Raw genomic sequence first — 17213 nt, forward strand, 5'->3', positions numbered from 1 at the left:
GCCCCCGGGGTCAGGCCACGATCGGCAGCCCGGCGAACCAGACCTCGCGCAGCGTGCGCTCGGTCCAGCGCCAGACCCGCCGTGCGGCGACCGGGTCGAGTGCGTGCGTGGCGACCCCGCCCGCCACGCCCGGCCCGGCCGGTCCCGCCTCCGCGAGCCCGGCGAAGTAGCGCCCGCTGATCCCCCCGACCAGCGGCGACGCCGCTGCCAGCACGACCGTGGCGGCCCCCTGCTCGGGGTCGGCCCCCGCCGGGCCGGGGTCGGCCGCGTTCACCGCGATCCCGTCGCCCGACCAGCGACGCGCGGCCTCGACCGCGTGCAGCAGCGCCGCGCTGCGGGACCGGGCGTGGGCGAGGTGGGCGTCGTAGCGCTCGTCGGAGAAGTGCGGGTCCTCCGGGTCGAACGCCGCGTCCCGGTGGGCCGCGGAGGTCACGGTGACCACCCGCGCCCCGTCGACCGCGGTGAGCGCCCAGTGCAGCCCCGAGGTGAGCGACGCCGGCCCGAGGTGGTTGACGGCCAGGTGCAGCTCCCAGTCGTCGACGGTGCGGGTCAGCGGGGCACCGGTGACGGCCGCGGCGTGCACGAGCATGTGCAGCGGGCCGTCCCACAGGCGCACGAAGCGGGCGATGGAGCGCTGGTCGGACAGGTCGAGCTCGCCGACGGCGACGCGCTCGTTGCCGGTGTCGGCGACGATGCCGTCGCGGGCGACGGCACCGGCCTCGGCGTCGCGCACGGCGAGGGTGACCTCGGCCCCGGCGGCGGCCAGTGCGCGGGCGGCGGCGAGGCCGACCCCGGTGGTCGCACCGGTGACGACGGCGCGCCGGCCGGTGAGGTCGACGCCGGCGAGCACGTCGGAGGCGGTGGTCCCGGCCGGTGCGGCCGGCAGGACGGCACGGGAGGTGCCGGTGGTGGACAGCGGACGGGATCGGTCGGTCGTGGAGCGGAACAGCATGGCGTGATCCCTTCTGAGCACCGGGTACGCGGTCGGTGACGTCGTCGTTGCGTCGCCGTGTCCCCGGGGACAAGTAAGCGGAGGATCCTCCGTATGACTCGGGACTCTATCCGGAGCATCCTCCGGATCGCAAGACGTATCGTGGGATCGTCAGTCCCACCCGAGGAGGCACCGCCATGGGCACCAGCACACGTTCCGGCCTGCGCGCGGACGCCGCGCGCAACCGTGAGCTGCTGCTGGCCGCGGCCGTGCGCGCGTTCACCGCGGAGAGCCGTGGCGGCCCCGCCACGACCCTCGACGGCATCGCGAAGGACGCCGGAGTCGGCATCGGCACGCTCTACCGGCACTTCCCGAACCGGGACTCCCTGGTCGAGGCCGTGTACCGCAACGAGCTCGACCGGCTCTGCGCCGCCGCCGAACAGCTGCGCACCGAGCTGCCCGCGGACCGGGCACTGCGGGCCTGGATGGACCGCTTCGTCGACTACGTGATCACCAAGAAGCACCTCGCGGACTCGCTGCACGCGCTCGTGGCCTGCGGGCACAACCCGTTCGCGCAGAGCCGCGAGCGGATGGTCGAGGCGGTCCGCCTGCTCCAGAAGGCGGGCATCGCCGACGGCACCCTGCGGGCCGACGTCGACGCCGCGGACGTGCTCGTCGGCACCAGCGGGATCTGCATGGCCGTCGCCGACCCGCAGGGCCGCGAGCAGGCCGGACGCCTGCTGGACCTGCTCGTCGACGGCCTGCGCCCGCGCTGAGCCCCGGCCCGGCCACCCCGGGTGATCGTCCGGACACGTAGGATCTCCCGCGGACGAGGGCCGCGGCCCGGACGAGCACGGAGGCATGATGGGTGAGCTGTTGCGCGGCGGAACAGGCGTCGCACCCGCTCCCCCGGCCGACCTCGTCGCCGCCCCCGGCTACGGGGCGCGCCGGATGTACCAGGCCTACCTCGCCGCCTGGAGCCGTCACGTCGACCCGGTGCTGACCGGCCCGCAGTTCGCGGTGCTCTCGGCCATCCGTGCCTACCCGGAGTCCGACCAGAGCTCGCTGGCCGGCGCCGTCGCCCTGGACACCTCGACGATGGCCGACGTCTGCCGCCGGATGGAGCGCCGCGGGCTGATCGAGCGCACCGAGTCCCCCCGCGACGCCCGCCGCAAGATCCTCTCCCTCACCGACGACGGCGCGGCCGCCCTCGTCGAGGTCACCCGCCGGACCCGGCGGCTGGACGCGGAGCTGCTCGCCGCGGTGCCCGAGGACCGGCGCTCGGAGATCGCCGGTCTGCTCAACACCCTCGGCGCCCACTGGGAGGCGGTCGCGGAGCGGACGTCGTTGCCCGGCAACGACTGAGCCCCGGCCGCCCGGGTTACGTCCCGGTTTCCCTTCCGGGTCGTTCGCACGAAAACCTTGCGTATCCGGATAGTACGTGCTCGGATTACTTCTCGTGCGGGCCACGTCACAGGCCCGACGGACGCGAGGAGGTAGTCGTGGCACCCAGCCAGTCCCTGGAGATCACGGTCACGGGCGGCGGTCTCGGCGGGCTGACCGCCGCACTGGCCCTGCGCCGTCAGGGCTTCCGGGCCACCGTGCTGGAGGCCGCGCCGCAGCTCGGCGAGGTCGGTGCCGGCATCCAGACCGCCCCCAACGCCAGCCGGATCCTGTTCGGCCTGGGGCTGCGCCGGTCGCTGGAGCGGATCCACACCGCCCCGCAGGACCAGGTGCGGCGCCGCTGGGCCGACGGCTCGATCATCGCCCAGCTCCCGCTCGGGCAGCAGGTCGTCGACACCTACGGCGCCCCGTACTGGCACTACCACCGCGCCGACCTGCACCGGATCCTGCTCGAGGCCTGCCTCGACCCGGACGGCCCCGGCCCCGCGGTCACCGTGCACACCGACGCGAAGGTCGTCGAGCTCGACCGCACCGACCCGGACCGCCCGGTCGCCGTCACCGCGCGCGGGCTGCGCGTCGCGGGCGACGTGCTCGTCGGCGCGGACGGCATCCGGTCCGGTGTCCGCGACCTCGCCGGGTTCGACGACACCCTCGTGTTCTCCGGCGAGATGGCCTACCGCGCCCTGATCCCCGGCGAGCTGATCGCCGCGGACCCGGCGACCCGGTTCCTGCTCGACCGCTACCACTCCACGATCTGGTACGGCCCTGGCAAGCACCTGGTGCACTACATGATCCGCCGCGGCGAGTACCTCAACGTCGTCGCGATCGTGCCCTGCACCGAGCAGGTCGAGCGCGACTGGAGCGCCCCGGCGACCGCCGAGGACCTCGTCGCCGACTTCGCCGACTGGGACGACCGCGTCCCGGCGATGCTGTCCAAGGCCAAGGACGACGTCTCGGTGTGGGCGCTCCACCGCCGCCGCCGCGACCCGGTCTGGATCGACGGCCGGGTCGCCCTGCTCGGCGACGCCTGCCACGCGATGCTCCCCTACCAGGCCCAGGGCGCCTCCCAGGCGATGGAGGACGCCGCCGTGCTGGCCGAGGAGCTCGGCGCGGTCGGCCGCGGCGGGATCGACACCGCGCTCGCCCGCTACGTGCAGCGCCGCGCCAAGCACGCGGGCGTCGTGCAGGACGCCTCGCTGCAGAACATGGACTTCTACCACCTGCCCGATGGCCCCGAGCAGCGCGAACGCGACGAGAAGCTGCGCCGTTTCCAGGGCGAGTCCGACGTGTCGTACGACTGGCTGTGGCGGGGCTCCCCGCTGAACGACCCGGACGACGAGTCCGTCACCTACCCCTTCTCCCGATAGAGGAGCACCGACATGCGTACCGGAGACCAGGTCGTCCAGGACCTGCCCTGGCGCTGGGGCGTCCAGGGGAAGATCTTCCTCATCGGCGGCCTCGGCTACATGTTCGACGCCTGGGACGTCGCCCTCAACGGCTTCCTCACCCCGCTGCTCGGCGTCGAGTTCGACCTCTCGACCGGCCAGCGCGGCCTCGTCGCGACGGCCAACCTCATCGGCATGGCCGTCGGCGCCGTCGCGTTCGGCACGATCGCCGACCGGATGGGCCGCAAGCGGGTCTTCAGCATCACCCTGCTGATCTTCGCCCTGTTCTCGGTGCTCGGCGCCTTCTCCCCCAGCTGGGAGGTCTTCCTGGCGCTGCGCTTCCTGGCCGGCATCGGGCTCGGCGGCTGCATCCCGGTCGACTACGCGATCGTCAGCGAGTTCTCACCCCGGCGCTACCGGGGCAAGGTGCTCGCCGCGATGGACGGCTGGTGGCCGATCGGCACCACCCTCGCCGGGCTCTCGGCGACACTGCTCGTGCCGGTCGAGGGCAACTGGCGCTGGATGCTCGCGCTGATGGTGCTGCCCGCGCTGCTGCTGTTCTGGATCCGCCGCGGCGTCCCGGAGTCGCCGATCTACCTGGCCCGCACCGGCCGCGAGGCCGAGGCCCGCGACGTCATCGACGACATGGTCCGCCGCACCGGCGCCCCGGTGGAGCAGTACGCGATCACCGCCGCCGCACCGGAACCGACCACCTCGCGCCGCCGCGGTCTCGGCGCGCTGGGCGAGCAGCTGAAGATGGTGTGGGCGTTCAACCCGCGCATCACCGGCGTCGCCTGGTCGCTGTTCATCACCGTCATGGTCGTCTACTACGCCGCGCTGTCCTGGATGCCGTCGATCCTGCGCGCCCAGGGCATGGGCGAGGTCGCCGCGTTCGCCTCCACCACCGTCATGAACGCGGTCGGCATCCTCGGTGTCATCACCTCGGTGCTGCTGGTCGAGGTCGTCGGCCGCAAGTGGGTCATCGGCGTCGCCGGTCCGTGCGCCGCGCTGTCGCTGGTCGTGTTCTCGCTGGTCATGGGCTCGCCGACGGCGGCGGTCGCGATGATCGCGGTGTTCGGGTTCTTCGCCCTGGTCGTCATCCCGGTGATGTACGCCTACGTCTCCGAGCTCTACCCGACCGAGCTGCGGGCCTCGGGCTTCGGCTGGGCGTCGTCGTCGAGCCGGGCGGTCACCGGGTTCGTCCCGCTGATCTTCGGCAGCCTGCTGTGGCCGGTCCTCGGCCTGCCGCTGACCTTCACCCTGATGGCGCTGCTCGTGTTCGCCGCCGTGACCTTCATGGCCCTCGGCGCCCCCGAGACCCGGGGCCGCGAGCTGGACCGCATCACCGGCGACGAGGAGACGCTCGACGCCCCGGCCGTGGAGCGGGTGGAGAAGGCGTGAAGCCCGCCGCGTTCACCTACCACCGGGCGTCGTCGGTGCGCGGGGCGGTCGACCTGCTGACCGAGCTGGCCGACGACGAGCCCAAGCTGCTCGCCGGCGGGCAGAGCCTGGTCGCGATGATGAACTACCGGATGGCCCGGCCCGGGCACCTGATCGACCTCACTCACGTGCCGGGCCTGGCCGGCATCCACCACGCCGACGGGGCGCTCCGGATCGGCGCGCTCACCACCCACCGGGCTGTCGAGCGGGCCGACCTCGGGCCGGACTTCGCGGTGCTGTCGGCCGCGATGCGCTGGGTCGGGCACCTGCCCATCCGCACCCGCGGCACCGTCGGGGGCTCGATCGCGCACGGCGACGCCACCGCCGAGTGGTGCCTGCTGGCCGTGCTGCTCGACGCCGTCGTCGTCGCCGAGGGGCCGGGCGGGCGCCGGGAGGTCCGGGCGCGGGAGTTCTTCCTCGGCCCGTTCACCACAGCCCTGGACCCCGACGAGGTGATCGTGGAGATCGTCTTCCCCCGTCCCGCGCCGCGCGCGGCGCTCACCGAGTACGCCGACCGTCGCGGCGACTTCGCCGTCGTCGCGGCGGGGGTGGACCTGGGCACCGGGGAGGTCGTGCTCGGCGGGGTCGGCACCGTCCCGGTGCTGGTGCCCGACGCCGGCACGCCGGACGAGGTCGCCGACGGTCTGGAGCTGCGCGACGAGGCCGGGATCCCCGCGGAGTACCGCCGCGGGCTGGTCCGCACCCTCGTCGCCCGGGCCCGGGAGGAGGCCGCCCGTGGCTGAGCCCGGATTCCGCCGCGACGGCAGCTGGGTCGGCGCGTCCGTCCCGCGCCGGGAGGACCCGCGGCTGCTCACCGGCCGCGGCCGCTTCGTCGACGACATCACCCTGCCCCGGATGCTGCACGCGGCGTTCGTGCGCAGCACCGAGGCGCACGCCCGGGTGGTCGACGTCGACCTGTCCGAGGTCCGGCGGGTGCCCGGCGTCGTCGCCGCGTTCGACGCCGCCGATCTCGCCCTGGGCGACATCACCGCGCTCCTCGACCGGCCGCTCGAGGAGTTCGTCCCCACCTCGATGCCCGTGCTGGCCGGCGACAAGGTCCGCTACGTCGGCGAGCCCCTGGCCGTCGTGATCGCCACCGACCCCTACGCCGCCGAGGACGGGGTGGAGGCCGCCGTCGTCGAGCTCGACCCGCTCGACCCGGTGGTGACCGAGACCGCCGCGCTGGCCGCGGCCGGTCCCCCGGTGCACGACGAGGCCCCCGGCAACGTGCTCGTCGACGTGTCGCTGTTCGCCACCGAGGGCATCGACGGCATCTTCGACGAGGCGCACACGGTGGTCACCGTGGAGGCCCGCACCGGACGGCAGAACGCGCTGCCGCTGGAGACCCGCGGTGTCGTCGCCGACTGGGACGACCGCGACGAGCAGCTGGTGGTGCGCACCTGCACCCAGGTCCCGCACCAGGTCCGCACGGTCCTGGCCCGCTGCGCCGGGCTCGACGAGAAGCAGGTCCGGGTCGTCGTGCCGGACATGGGCGGCGGGTTCGGGCAGAAGTGCGTCGTCGGCCGGGAGGAGATCGCCGCCGCGGCCGCCGCGCGGCGCCTCCGCCGTCCGGTGAAGTGGATCGAGGACCGGCGCGAGGCGCTGACCGCGAGCTTCCTGGCCCGCGAGCAGCACTACACCGCCCGCGCCGCGTTCACCGCCGACGGGGAGATCCTCGCCCTGGAGTCCGACGTCGTCTGCGACATGGGCGCCTACTCCTGCTACCCGTTCACGGCCGGGATCGAGCCGCTGATGGCCTCGGCGGAGATGCCCGGCGTCTACCGGGTCCCCGCCTACCGGGTGCGCGGGCGCGCGGTCACCACGAACAAGGCGCCGACCGCGCCGTACCGCGGGGTGTCCCGGCCGCAGTACGTGATGGTGATGGAGCGGCTGATGGAGCGCGCCGCCCGCGAGCTCGGGCTCGACGCGCTGGACGTCCGCCGGCGCAACCTGATCACCGAGTTCCCCTACCGCGGGGTCAACGCCATCACCTACGACCCGGGCTCCTACCGGGAGTCCCTCGACCTGTGCGAGCAGGTGCTGCGCGACGAGGGCTGGCCCGGGCGCACCCTGCCCGACGGCCGGGTGCTGGGCATCGGCTACTCCTGCTTCTCCGAGCGCACCGGCTACGGCTCCGGCGCGTTCGCGGCGCGGAAGATGCAGGTCGTCCCCGGGTTCGACCTGTCCCAGATCACGATGGACCTCGACGGCACGGTCACCGTCACCACCGGCACGCTGTCGCACGGCCAGAGCCACGAGACGACCTTCGCCCAGATCGTCGCCGACCGGCTCGGCCTGCCCTACGACAAGGTCAAGATCGTCCAGGGCGACACCGACCGGATCACCTACGGCTGGGGCTCGTTCGCGTCCCGCTCGGTGACGATCGGCGGGTCCGCGGCGGCCGCGGCGGCGGTGAAGCTGGGCGACCAGCTGCGCGCGCTGGCAGCCCACCTGGCCGACGCCGACGTGGACTCGGCCGAGCTCGACGGCCGCGGCGGGGTGCGCGCCGGGGACCGCACGTTCTCCTACGCCGAGCTGGCTGACGTCGCCTACCTGCGCGCGCACCTGCTGCCCAAGGAGGTCGGGCCGGGCCTGACCGCGACGGCGAGCTTCGACGTCGGCGGCGACGGCACGTTCTCCAACGCCACCCACGGCTGCGTCGTCGCGCTCGACCCGGGCACCGGCGGCGTGGAGATCCTGCGCTACGTCTGCGTCGAGGACTGCGGCGTCGCCATCCACCCGCGCGTCGTCGAGGGGCAGGCCCGCGGCGGCATCGCCCAGGGCATCGCCGGGGCGCTGTTCGAGCAGGTCGTCTACGACGAGCTCGGCCAGCCGCTCGCGCCGAGCTTCATGGAGTACAAGGTCCCGACCGCCGCCGAGATCCCGGACGTGCGGATCGAGCACCTCGAGACGCCGTGCGCGTTCACCGCCGACGGCGCGAAGGGTGCGGGGGAGGGCGGGACCATCGGCGCCCCCGCGGCCGTGCTCAACGCCGTCAACGACGCGCTGCGCCCCACCGGCGTCGAGCTGGACTCCACCCCACTGTCGCGCGCGGACCTGTTCGCCGCGCTGAACCGGGAGGCACCGTGACCGACATCCAGCTGGTCGAGCTGACCGTCAACGGGGAGCGTCACGAGCTGGCGATCCCACCGCGCCGCACGCTGGCCGACGTGCTCCGCCACGACCTGGGGCTGACCGGCACCCACGTCGGCTGCGAGCACGGCATCTGCGGGGCGTGCACCGTGCTCGTCGACGACGCGCCCGCCCGCGCCTGCCTGCTGTTCGCCGTGCAGGTGGAGAACGCCGCGATCCGCACGGTCGAGTCGCTGTCCGGGCCCGACGGCGGGCTGTCGGACCTGCAGCAGTGCTTCGGCGAGCACCACGGGCTGCAGTGCGGGTTCTGCACGCCCGGGTTCCTGATGCTGGCCGAGGGCTACCTCGCCGAGGAGCCCGACGCGAGCCGCGAGGAGATCCGCGAGGTCGTGGCGTCGAACCTGTGCCGGTGCACCGGCTACCAGACCATCGTCGACGCCGTGGAGGACTGCGCGGGCCGCCGCCGCGCCGCGCTGCAGTCCGCACTGGACTCCGCCCCGCAGCACGCGACACAGTCCGCACCGCAGTCCGCACTGGACGGAGCATCCGCATGAGCCCGCACCCCACCGGTCTGCACGGGGCCGGTACCGACGCGACCTACGCGACCGCCGGGTTCGGCGCCGCCGCCCGGCGCGGGACCCGGCCCGCGGTCGTCGTCGTGGACCTGACGGTCGGGTTCACCGACCCCGCGCTGCCCACCGGCAGCGAGCTGTCCGAGGTCGTCGCGGCGACCTCGACGCTGGTCGAGGCGGCCCGCACGCTCGGCGCGCCGGTGGTGTGGACGACGATCGCCTACACCCCCGCCGAGCTCGACACCCTGCCCTGGCTGGTGAAGGCGCCCGGGATGCGCTCGCTGGTCGAGGGCTCGGCCGCCGTCGGCTTCGACCCCCGGCTCGACGTCCGCCGCACCGACCACACGCTCACCAAGAAGGGCGCGTCGGCGTTCTTCGACACCGGGCTCGCGACCCTGCTGCGGTCGTCCGGTGTGGACACCGTGCTCGTGTGCGGGGCCACCACCTCGGGCTGCGTCCGCGCGAGCGCCGTCGACGCCGTCCAGTCCGGGTTCGGTGTGCTGGTGCCGCGGGACTGCGTCGGCGACCGCGCGGCCGGGCCGCACGAGGCGAACCTGTTCGACATCCACGCGAAGTACGGCGACGTGCTCGGTCTCGACGACGCGCTCGCCTACCTGAAGGGACTCCTGTGACCGTCACGTCCACCCTGGTCCGGCAGGTCCGCCAGGACGCGCTCGCCGACCTCGCCGACGTCCCCGCCGTGTCCCGCTGGGTCCGCCGCGGCGACCTGGCGCTGCACGCCCTCGACTACGGCGGCGACGGCGCCCCCGTCCTGGTCCTGCCCGGCATCACCAGCCCGGCGGTGACGATGGACTTCGTCGCCCGCGAGCTCGTCGACCTGTGCCGCCCGGTGGTGCTCGACGTCCGCGGCCGCGGGCTGTCCGGCAGCGGCACCTCGTGGACCCTCGACGACTACGCCGGCGACGTCCTGGCGGTGCTCGACGCGCTGGAGCTCGGCCCCGACACCATCCTGTTCGGGCACTCGATGGGCGCCCGGATCGCCGCCGTCGCCGCGACGCGCCGGCCCGTCGGCGGCGCCGTGCTCGTCGATCCGCCGCTGTCCGGCCCTGGCCGCGCGCCGTACCCGACGACGCTGGAGGCGTTCCTGGGCCAGCTGCACGAGGCGCAGCGCGGCACCGACGCCGACGGGGTCGCCCGGTCCTGGCCGCGCTGGCCACGCCACGAGCAGGAGCTGCGCGCGCGCTGGCTGTCCTCCTGCGACGAGGCCGCGATCGCCGCGACGCACGCCGGGTTCGAGTCCGAGGACTTCTTCGACGCGTGGCCGCACGTCCCGGCGCCGGTGACCCTGCTGTACGGCGCGGACTCCCCCGTCGTGCCCGCGTCCGGGGTCGCCGAGATCGCCGCCGCCCGGCCCGACGCCCGGCTCGTCGCCGTCCCGGACGCCGGGCACATGGTGTTCTGGGACAACCCGGCCGAGGCGCTGGGGCTGCTGCGTGGGGCGCTGGGCGGCCCGGACCGGGGCTGACCCGCTCCGGGGCCGGCCGGACCCGTCCGACGCCCCGGGCCGGAGCGGCGGGGCGGACCGGACGGGCCTACCGTCGCGGTGTGCAACCGTGTCCGCGCCCGACCGCCTCCCTGCTGCGGGCGGCCACCGTGCTGGTGGCCGCCCTGCTCCTCGCCGGCTGCTCCGCCGACCGCCCCGCCGCCTCGTCGGCGCAGGACACCGAGCCCTGGCCGGGACAGACCGCCTCGGAGCGCGTCGGCGCACCGGGGCTGGAGGCGCTGCGGACCAAGTTCCGCTTCTACGCCCAGGACCCCTGCTGGTCGAGCGACCCGGCGACGGTCTTCCCGCGCTGCGGCCGGTTCACCACCGAGATCCGCAACGCCCTGCCCCAGGTCCGCCAGGACGCACCGGCCGCGGCCGCGCAGGCCGACCTCGTCGGGAAGGCGCTCGACGACTTCGCCGCGAAGGGCTGCCAGGCCGACCCGGGCACCCTCGCCGAGGGCGACGCCGGCGTCTGCGGCCCGGCCTTCCGCGCGGTCCAGGAGACCGCCCAGGGCATGGCGACGGCCGCCGGCGCCGGGACCTGAGGGCCCTGCCCCCGTCCATGATCACCGGTTGTGGAGCCAGGAGTGCGCTCGACGACCTCCGCGCTCCACAACCGGTGATCATGGAGCGACGACGCCGCGCCGACCGGCGGCCCGCACCGCGCCGACGGATGCGCGTGCCGACGGAGCTCGCTGCCGACGGAGCGTGCCCGACGGAGCGCAGCCGGCCCGTCGGAGCGCAGTTCGCCCGTCGGAGCGCGCCGTCACCCCGCGGCGGCCCCGGCGAGGAACGCGTCGAGCTCCGTCCGGGTCGGCGCGGTGGCCGGCCCGTACCGGGTGACCGCGAGCGCCGCGGCCGCGCCGGCCCGCGCGACCGCCTCGGACCATGCCGTGCCGCGCAGCAGCTCCGCGGCCAGGACCCCGCAGTGGGCGTCCCCGGCCCCGTTGGTGTCGACGGCTTCGACCACCGGCGCCGGGACGGCCTCCACCGCCCCGTCGCGGACGACCACGCAGCCGGCGGCACCGTCGCGGACGACCACGGCCGCGTCGTCGCGCAACCGCCGGGCCAGGGCCCCGGCGGCACGCGCCGCGGTCGGCTCCCCGGTGAGCAGCCGCGCCTCCCGCGCGTTGGTGCTCAGCACCCCGGTGGCGGCGAGCATCCGCTCCCACAGCGCGTCCGGCACGTCCGTGACCAGGGGCCCCGGATCGAGCAGGACCGTCGCCGACGACTCCTCGGCCACGGCGACCAGCGACGCGGCCTTGTCCGGGACGAGCAGGCTGTAGCCGGAGACGTAGAGCACGTCGTCGGCGGTGGTCGCCGGGAGCCCGGCGGGCGGCGCGGTCTCGACCCCGCTGCCGGTGACGAAGGTCCGTTCCCCGGACGGGTCGACCAGGGTCACGCAGACGCCGGTGTCGCCGCCGGGATCGGGCGGCGCGGTCGCCGTGACGCCCTCCGCGGCCAGCGCGGCCCGCACGAGGTCACCGTGCGGACCGGTGCCGTGCCCGCCGGCGTAGAGGACCTCGGCCCCGGCCCGGGCGGCCGCGGCGACGACGTTGAACCCGCCGCCGGGCAGCATCGTCGTGCCGGTGGCGAGCACGTCGCCGCCGGGCGGGGGCAGCGCGGGCACCCGCATGACCAGGTCGACCAGGACCTGTCCGGAGTGGACGAGCCTGCCGGTCACCGCTGCTCCCGGGCCCCGCCCAGCGCGGCGTACACCCCGGCGACGACGACGAAGGTGATCACCCAGGCCAGCCCGTTCTCGCCGAACCAGGTGCCGGCCAGCGGCCCGGTGAACCACGGCTCGGCCGACGGCCCGACGGTGGCGAACAGGTAGCCGACGACGATCGCCAGCGCCCAGGCCGCCGTCGCCCGCGGCTCGATCCCGCCGCGGTACCAGTAGCCGCTGCCGCGCGAGGTGTCCATCAGGGCCACCGGGTCGTAGTGGCGGCGACGCAGCATGTCGACGGCGAACACCCCGACCCAGGCGGTGATCGGGACGGCGAGGGCGCTGATGAAGGCGATGAACGGCGGGTAGAACCCGTCGGCGATCAGCATGAAGTAGATCGCGCCGGCGAAGGTCACCAGCACGTCGACGACGACGGCGTACACCCGCGGCAGCCGCACGCCCAGGGTCAGGGTGGTCAGCCCGGCCGAGTAGACCGACAGGTGGTTGGACAGCAGCAGCCCGCCGAACGCGGCGACCAGGTACGGGATCGCCATCCACGCGGGGAGCAGGTCGCGGATCGCGGCGACCGGGTCGTCGGCGGTGGCCAGGGTCGGGTCCCCGGCGGCGAGCAGGCTGCCCAGCGAGATCAGCAGGACCAGCGGGATGCCCGCGCCGGCCGCGGCCGAGGCGACCAGCGACCCGGCGCGCACCGACGGGGACTGGTAGCGGGACATGTCGGCCGAGGCGTTGGCCCAGCCGATGCCGGTGCCGGCGGCGATCACCCCGACCGCGGCGACGACCGCACCCGACGGCGCGGGGGCGGCCGCGGCGACCGCGGCCCAGTCGACGGTGGCGACCAGGAACCCGCCGACGACGATGTTCAGCGCACCGAACACCCAGGTCGCCCAGCGCTGCACCGCCACGAGCACCGCGTGCCCCAGCCCGGCGACGAGCACCGTGCACAGCACGAACACCGCGATGCAGGCGATCGTGATCACCGGGTGGTCCTTCGCCGACGGGCTGATGCCCGCGACGATCGTGACCAGCGACAGCAACGCGAACGCGGCCGTGGTGGTGTTCACCGTCTCCCAGCCCAGCCGCGACAGCAGCGACACCAGGGTCGGTCCGATGTTGCCGCGGGCGCCGAACACCGCGCGCGACAGGGTCAGGCCGGGCGCCCCGCCGCGCCGACCGGCGATCGACACCGCGCCGACGATCGCGAACGACCCGACGCTGCCGAGCACCGCGGCGAGCACGGCCTGGGTGATGTTCAGCCCGGACGCGACCAGGGTCGCGCCCAGCGGGAGGCCGAGGATGGAGATGTTCGCGGCGAACCAGACCCAGAAGAGCTGGCCGGGCCGGCCGTGGCGCTCGGCGACGGGGACCGGTTCGATGCCCCGGGTCTCGAGGGCGCCGCCCTCGGCGGTGGTACCGGTGTCGGTGGTGCTGGTGGCCATGGCGGCCTCCGTTCAGGAGGTGGACCGGAGGTGGAGCAGTCCCTCGACCACGTCGTCGAGGGGGTCGAGCAGGGGTGCGTTGACCCGGCGGACGGTGCCCACGAGGTCGGCGGGCAGTGCGGCGGCGCCGTGCACCGCCCCGAGGACCGCGCCGCAGATCGCGGCGACGGTGTCGGTGTCACCACCCAGCGAGGCGGCGGTGACCAGCGCGGCCCGCGGGTCGTCGCCGAGGGCGGCGGCGAGCCCGAGGGCGGCGACGACGGACTCGGTCGCGGTGACCGAGGTGCCGACGACGGCGACGAGGGTGTCGGCGAGCGCGGCCCGGCCGAGCCCGGGCAGGACCCGGAACGCGACGTCGAGGCGGGCGGCGACGTCGGCACCGGCCGCCCAGCCGCCGCGTCGCGCACCGGCCCGGGCGGCGTCGAGCGCGGCGTCCAGCGCGGCAGGGAGCCCCGCGCCGGACACCCCGGCCGATACCGCGGCGGCCACCGCGGCGGCGGCCGCGATCCCGGGTGCGGTGTGGTGGGTGACGACCGCCGACTCGACGACGGCGTCGAGGAGCCGCGGGCCGACGTACGCGATGCCGACCGGCGCGACACGCATCGCGGCGCCGTTGGTGACGCCGTCGCGGCCGGCGATCTCGGGGGGCTCGCCGTCCGCGAGCCGGGTCAGGGCCCGGCGGGTGGAGGGGCCGAGCAGGTCCAGCGACCCGCGCCGGATCATGTCCTGCTCCCACTCCTCCAGGGCGGAGGCGAACACCCGGGGCGGGACCCGGCCGTCGTGGTCGAGCAGGATCCGGGCGAGCAGCAGCGCCTGCTCGGTGTCGTCGGTGACGGTGCCGGCGGGGAGCTTCGGGGCGATCGGCTGGTCGTCGGCGCCGTCGAGGAGCCGGTCGACGACGCCGTAGCGCTCGGCGATCGCCGACCGGGACAGCGACTGGGTGGGCATGCCGAGCGCGTCGCCGACGGCCAGGCCGAGCAGCGCGCCGAGCGCGCGGTCGCGGGCCGGGTTCACCGCCCGCCGCCGAACTCGAGGTGGAACCGGAAGCGCTGCGGGTCCAGGAGGCTGACCACGTGCTCGACGAGCCCGCCGGTCGCGTCCCGGGTGACCCGCACGGCCTGCAGGAACGGCTCGCCGGGGGCGCGTTCGAGGGTGGCGGCGTCCGCGGCGTCGAGCGGGGCCACCGAGATCCACTGCTCCCCCGCGACGCCGGTCAGCCCGGCGGCGGCGAGGGTGGCGGTGATCGAGCCGTCGACCAGCCCGGTCGCGGGCAGCTGCGCCAGCGCGCCGGTGGCGGGCAGCGACGCCGTCTCCAGCGACACCGGGACGGTCCCGGCGCGGCGCAGCCGGCGCACGGTGACCAGTGGCCCCTCGTACCCGGTGGGGCCGGGGTCGCCGCCGGGCGAGATGCCGAGCAGCTCGGTGCTCACGGCCGCGCCGGACGCGGCGAGCGCCTGCGCCCAGCCGAGCCGCTGGTCCAGCGGGGACCCGTCGAAGGTCACGAACGACCCGACGCCGGTCTCGGTGGTGATCAGGTCGCGGCGGGCCAGCTCGGCCAGTGCGCTGCGGACGGTGCCGCGGGAGACGGCGTAGGTGCGGGCGAGCTGGTTCTCCCCCGGGAGCTGCTCGCCGTGCGGCAACCGGCCGGAGCGGATCCGCCCGGCGAGGTCCTCGACGAGGCGCGCCCTCTTGGAGCGGCCACCCTGTTCAGACATGTACAAACATGTACAGCACAGGGTCGGCCGCGTCCACCCCCTGTCTCGGACGCCCGGCGCCCCGTGATCCATCTCCGCGGAGCCGGGCGCACCCTCCGGGTACTCCCGCACTCGCCAGCGGAGGATCACGGGGACGCCCGGCCCGCGGACACGACGACGACCCGCGTGCCGGCGCGGCACGCGGGTCCCGGTCGTACGGCCTCAGCCGGCGAGCAGCGCCCCCGCCCCGGGCACCCGTGGCTCCAGCCCGAGCCCGGTGAGGATGCGGTGCGTGGTCGCGGTGGCGGCGGACAGGACCGGGATGCCGACCTCGTCCTGCACCGCCTCGATCGAGGGCAGCGACGGCATCTGCACGCACGCGCTGAGCACCAGCGCGTCGGCGCCGGTCAGGTCCAGCCTGCGCCAGTGCTCGCGCAGGTCGGCCGGATCGAGCCGGGCGACGGCGAGGTTGTCGGGCACCTGCAGCGACAGCGAGTCGACGACCTCGACCCCCGCGTCCTCGATGTAGTCCACGACCGCCTTCGTCAGCGGCTCCATGTACGGGGTGACGATCGCGACCCGCGTCGCACCGAGCGCGGCGATCCCCGACAGCAGCGCTCCGGCGCTGGAGACGACGGGGGCGTCGGAGCCCTCCGCCCGCAGCGCGGCGGTGATGTCGTCCTCGGCGGTGCAGTGGTAGCCGGGGCCCTGCGCCATGATCGCGACCAGGCAGGCCGTCGCGACGACGTCCGGCCGGGCGTCGGCCAGCTCGGCCGCGGCCCGCTGGGCCTGGGCGTTCATCGCGCGCAGCTGCTCGGGGGTCACGTGTTGCATCCGGGCCCGCGCCGCGTGGAAGACGAACCGGTCCTCGGGCAGCACGTCCTCCCGGGCACGCAGCATCCGCGGGAGCTCGGTCTCCATCGTCAGGTTGGAGCTCGGCACGATCATGCCCACGTGATGGTCGCGGGGGCGGTCTCCGCTCATCGGCGGTTCACCGGCCTCATCTCGGGAACGGTCAGCTCGCCGGCGTCGACGATCAGCTCGTCGTCGAGGAACAGGGAGTTGCCGCGCATCGGGATGTCGAAGTGACAGGCGGTGTCGTTCGGGCCGCCGAGCTCGTTGTTCGGGCCGATGGAGAACATGACGTTGCCGTAGAAGCTGCGCAGCTCCATGCCCATGCCGCCGCCGAACTGGGTCAGGCCGTGCCAGTGGGCGCGCTCGTCGAGGCCCCAGCCGACGTGGCTCATGCCGTAGCCGCGCGGGTCGTCGAAGGACTCGATGTAGGAGCGGAGCAGGTCCGCGTCGAGACCGGAGGAGCCGGCGCCGCCGCGGATGTCGCGGATGAAGCCCTGCTCGATGGTGATCTCCACCGGGGTCTGCACGTAGGTGTTGAACGGCAGCAGCACGTCCCCGGGGGCGAGGACGATCTTCCCGTCGACACCGTCGTCGGAACCGCCGGTGAACACGAACGCCGCGGGCCAGTGGTCCCAGCGACCGGGGGTGTCGGTGTAGCCGTACTCGCTCAGCGTCGGGTACATGCCGAGCTGGTAGGTCACGTCGGTGCCGTGCGGGCTGGTGATCCGCATGGTCGAGGCCTTGGCCAGCAGCTCCGCGCCGGTCTCGACGCGCTCGCGCAGCTCGGTGGTCGGCATCAGCCGGGCCAGCAGCTCGGGCGGCTCGACCGCGGTGAGGATGCGGGTGCCCGCGTCCTGGATGGCGAACTGCTCGGCGCTGAACAGCAGGAACGTGCAGTCCACGACCATGTCCGCGGCCTTGAGGGCGTCCACGGCCAGGGGGATGTTCCCCAGGCCGGAGTCGCCGACCGCCCAGGCGCCGCCCGCGCTCGCCGGCGACGGCAGCCGCATGTGGTAGCCGGTCGCGCCCAGCTTCTGGATCGCCCAGAGGAACGCGTCGGCGTACTCGGTCCGTTCCGCGCCCCGGGTGAGCACGACGACCGTCTCCCCCTCGTGCACGCCCGACAGCGTCAGCTGCTGCAGGCAGATGTCGTTGAACAGGTTCTGGTCCATCGCGCACCTCCGTGTCTCGTCCTATTAATCCGAG

17 protein-coding genes are annotated in these 17213 nt (G+C 74.8%); 10 read left to right on the forward strand and 7 right to left on the reverse strand.

Annotated elements, in window-relative coordinates; translation table 11 throughout:
* Positions 1–10 precede the first annotated feature (10 nt).
* Positions 11–952, reverse strand: coding sequence for an SDR family NAD(P)-dependent oxidoreductase (locus ND486_RS18910; protein WP_178374202.1), 942 nt, complete (start codon positions 950–952; stop codon positions 11–13).
* 176 nt (positions 953–1128) lie between these two features.
* On the opposite strand from ND486_RS18910, the gene ND486_RS18915 reads away from it, so the two are divergent.
* The 10 genes from ND486_RS18915 to ND486_RS18960 all read left to right on the forward strand — a co-directional run bounded on the left by ND486_RS18915 (position 1129) and on the right by ND486_RS18960 (position 10877).
* A complete protein-coding gene (locus ND486_RS18915; protein WP_073576207.1) occupies positions 1129–1707 on the forward strand; it encodes a TetR/AcrR family transcriptional regulator in 579 nt (192 codons plus the stop codon).
* 88 nt (positions 1708–1795) lie between these two features.
* Positions 1796–2296 carry a MarR family winged helix-turn-helix transcriptional regulator gene (locus tag ND486_RS18920; protein WP_244326204.1) on the forward strand — a complete coding sequence of 167 codons (501 nt, stop codon included), beginning with the start codon at positions 1796–1798 and terminating at the stop codon, positions 2294–2296.
* A gap of 137 nt (positions 2297–2433) precedes the next feature.
* Positions 2434–3702 (forward strand): FAD-dependent monooxygenase, encoded by a 1269-nt coding sequence (locus tag ND486_RS18925; RefSeq protein ID WP_251785547.1) that lies wholly within the window; start codon positions 2434–2436, stop codon positions 3700–3702.
* A gap of 12 nt (positions 3703–3714) precedes the next feature.
* Complete coding sequence (locus ND486_RS18930; RefSeq protein WP_251785548.1) at positions 3715–5121, forward strand: MFS transporter; 1407 nt, start codon at positions 3715–3717, stop codon at positions 5119–5121.
* On the forward strand, positions 5118–5903 hold the full coding sequence (locus tag ND486_RS18935) for an FAD binding domain-containing protein (RefSeq protein ID WP_251785549.1): 786 nt from the start codon (positions 5118–5120) through the stop codon (positions 5901–5903). Before ND486_RS18930 ends, ND486_RS18935 begins: the two co-directional genes overlap by 4 nt.
* Positions 5896–8250 (forward strand): xanthine dehydrogenase family protein molybdopterin-binding subunit, encoded by a 2355-nt coding sequence (locus ND486_RS18940; protein ID WP_251785550.1) that lies wholly within the window; start codon positions 5896–5898, stop codon positions 8248–8250. The genes ND486_RS18935 and ND486_RS18940 overlap by 8 nt, the downstream gene beginning before the upstream one ends.
* A complete protein-coding gene (locus ND486_RS18945; protein WP_062400706.1) occupies positions 8247–8807 on the forward strand; it encodes a (2Fe-2S)-binding protein in 561 nt (186 codons plus the stop codon). Before ND486_RS18940 ends, ND486_RS18945 begins: the two co-directional genes overlap by 4 nt.
* On the forward strand, positions 8804–9457 hold the full coding sequence (locus tag ND486_RS18950) for an isochorismatase family protein (protein ID WP_251785551.1): 654 nt from the start codon (positions 8804–8806) through the stop codon (positions 9455–9457). The genes ND486_RS18945 and ND486_RS18950 overlap by 4 nt, the downstream gene beginning before the upstream one ends.
* Complete coding sequence (locus ND486_RS18955; RefSeq protein WP_251785552.1) at positions 9454–10311, forward strand: alpha/beta fold hydrolase; 858 nt, start codon at positions 9454–9456, stop codon at positions 10309–10311. The genes ND486_RS18950 and ND486_RS18955 overlap by 4 nt, the downstream gene beginning before the upstream one ends.
* An 80-nt stretch (positions 10312–10391) precedes the next feature.
* The gene (locus tag ND486_RS18960; protein WP_251785553.1) at positions 10392–10877 is read left to right on the forward strand and encodes a hypothetical protein; all 486 of its coding nucleotides are present in this window, start codon (positions 10392–10394) and stop codon (positions 10875–10877) included.
* A gap of 221 nt (positions 10878–11098) precedes the next feature.
* On the opposite strand, the gene ND486_RS18965 is transcribed toward ND486_RS18960, so the two are convergent.
* From ND486_RS18965 to ND486_RS18990, 6 genes are all read right to left on the reverse strand, one after another.
* Positions 11099–12016: a PfkB family carbohydrate kinase gene (locus ND486_RS18965; protein ID WP_251785554.1), complete on the reverse strand. Its 918-nt coding sequence runs from the start codon at positions 12014–12016 to the stop codon at positions 11099–11101.
* Entirely contained in the window at positions 12013–13458 is a 1446-nt protein-coding gene (locus tag ND486_RS18970) for a cytosine permease (protein ID WP_251785555.1), read from the reverse strand. The genes ND486_RS18965 and ND486_RS18970 overlap by 4 nt, the downstream gene beginning before the upstream one ends.
* Positions 13459–13470: 12 nt before the next feature.
* Complete coding sequence (locus ND486_RS18975) at positions 13471–14472, reverse strand: ADP-ribosylglycohydrolase family protein (RefSeq protein ID WP_251785556.1); 1002 nt, start codon at positions 14470–14472, stop codon at positions 13471–13473.
* Positions 14469–15173 (reverse strand): GntR family transcriptional regulator, encoded by a 705-nt coding sequence (locus ND486_RS18980; protein WP_251785557.1) that lies wholly within the window; start codon positions 15171–15173, stop codon positions 14469–14471. Before ND486_RS18980 ends, ND486_RS18975 begins: the two co-directional genes overlap by 4 nt.
* Positions 15174–15374: 201 nt before the next feature.
* Positions 15375–16100 carry an aspartate/glutamate racemase family protein gene (locus tag ND486_RS18985; RefSeq protein WP_285898943.1) on the reverse strand — a complete coding sequence of 242 codons (726 nt, stop codon included), beginning with the start codon at positions 16098–16100 and terminating at the stop codon, positions 15375–15377.
* A gap of 32 nt (positions 16101–16132) precedes the next feature.
* Complete coding sequence (locus ND486_RS18990) at positions 16133–17179, reverse strand: leucyl aminopeptidase (protein ID WP_251785558.1); 1047 nt, start codon at positions 17177–17179, stop codon at positions 16133–16135.
* Between the last annotated feature and the right edge of the window lie 34 nt (positions 17180–17213).

This window comes from Pseudonocardia sp. DR1-2 (assembly GCF_023717215.1).
Lineage (GTDB): Bacteria > Actinomycetota > Actinomycetes > Mycobacteriales > Pseudonocardiaceae > Pseudonocardia > Pseudonocardia alni.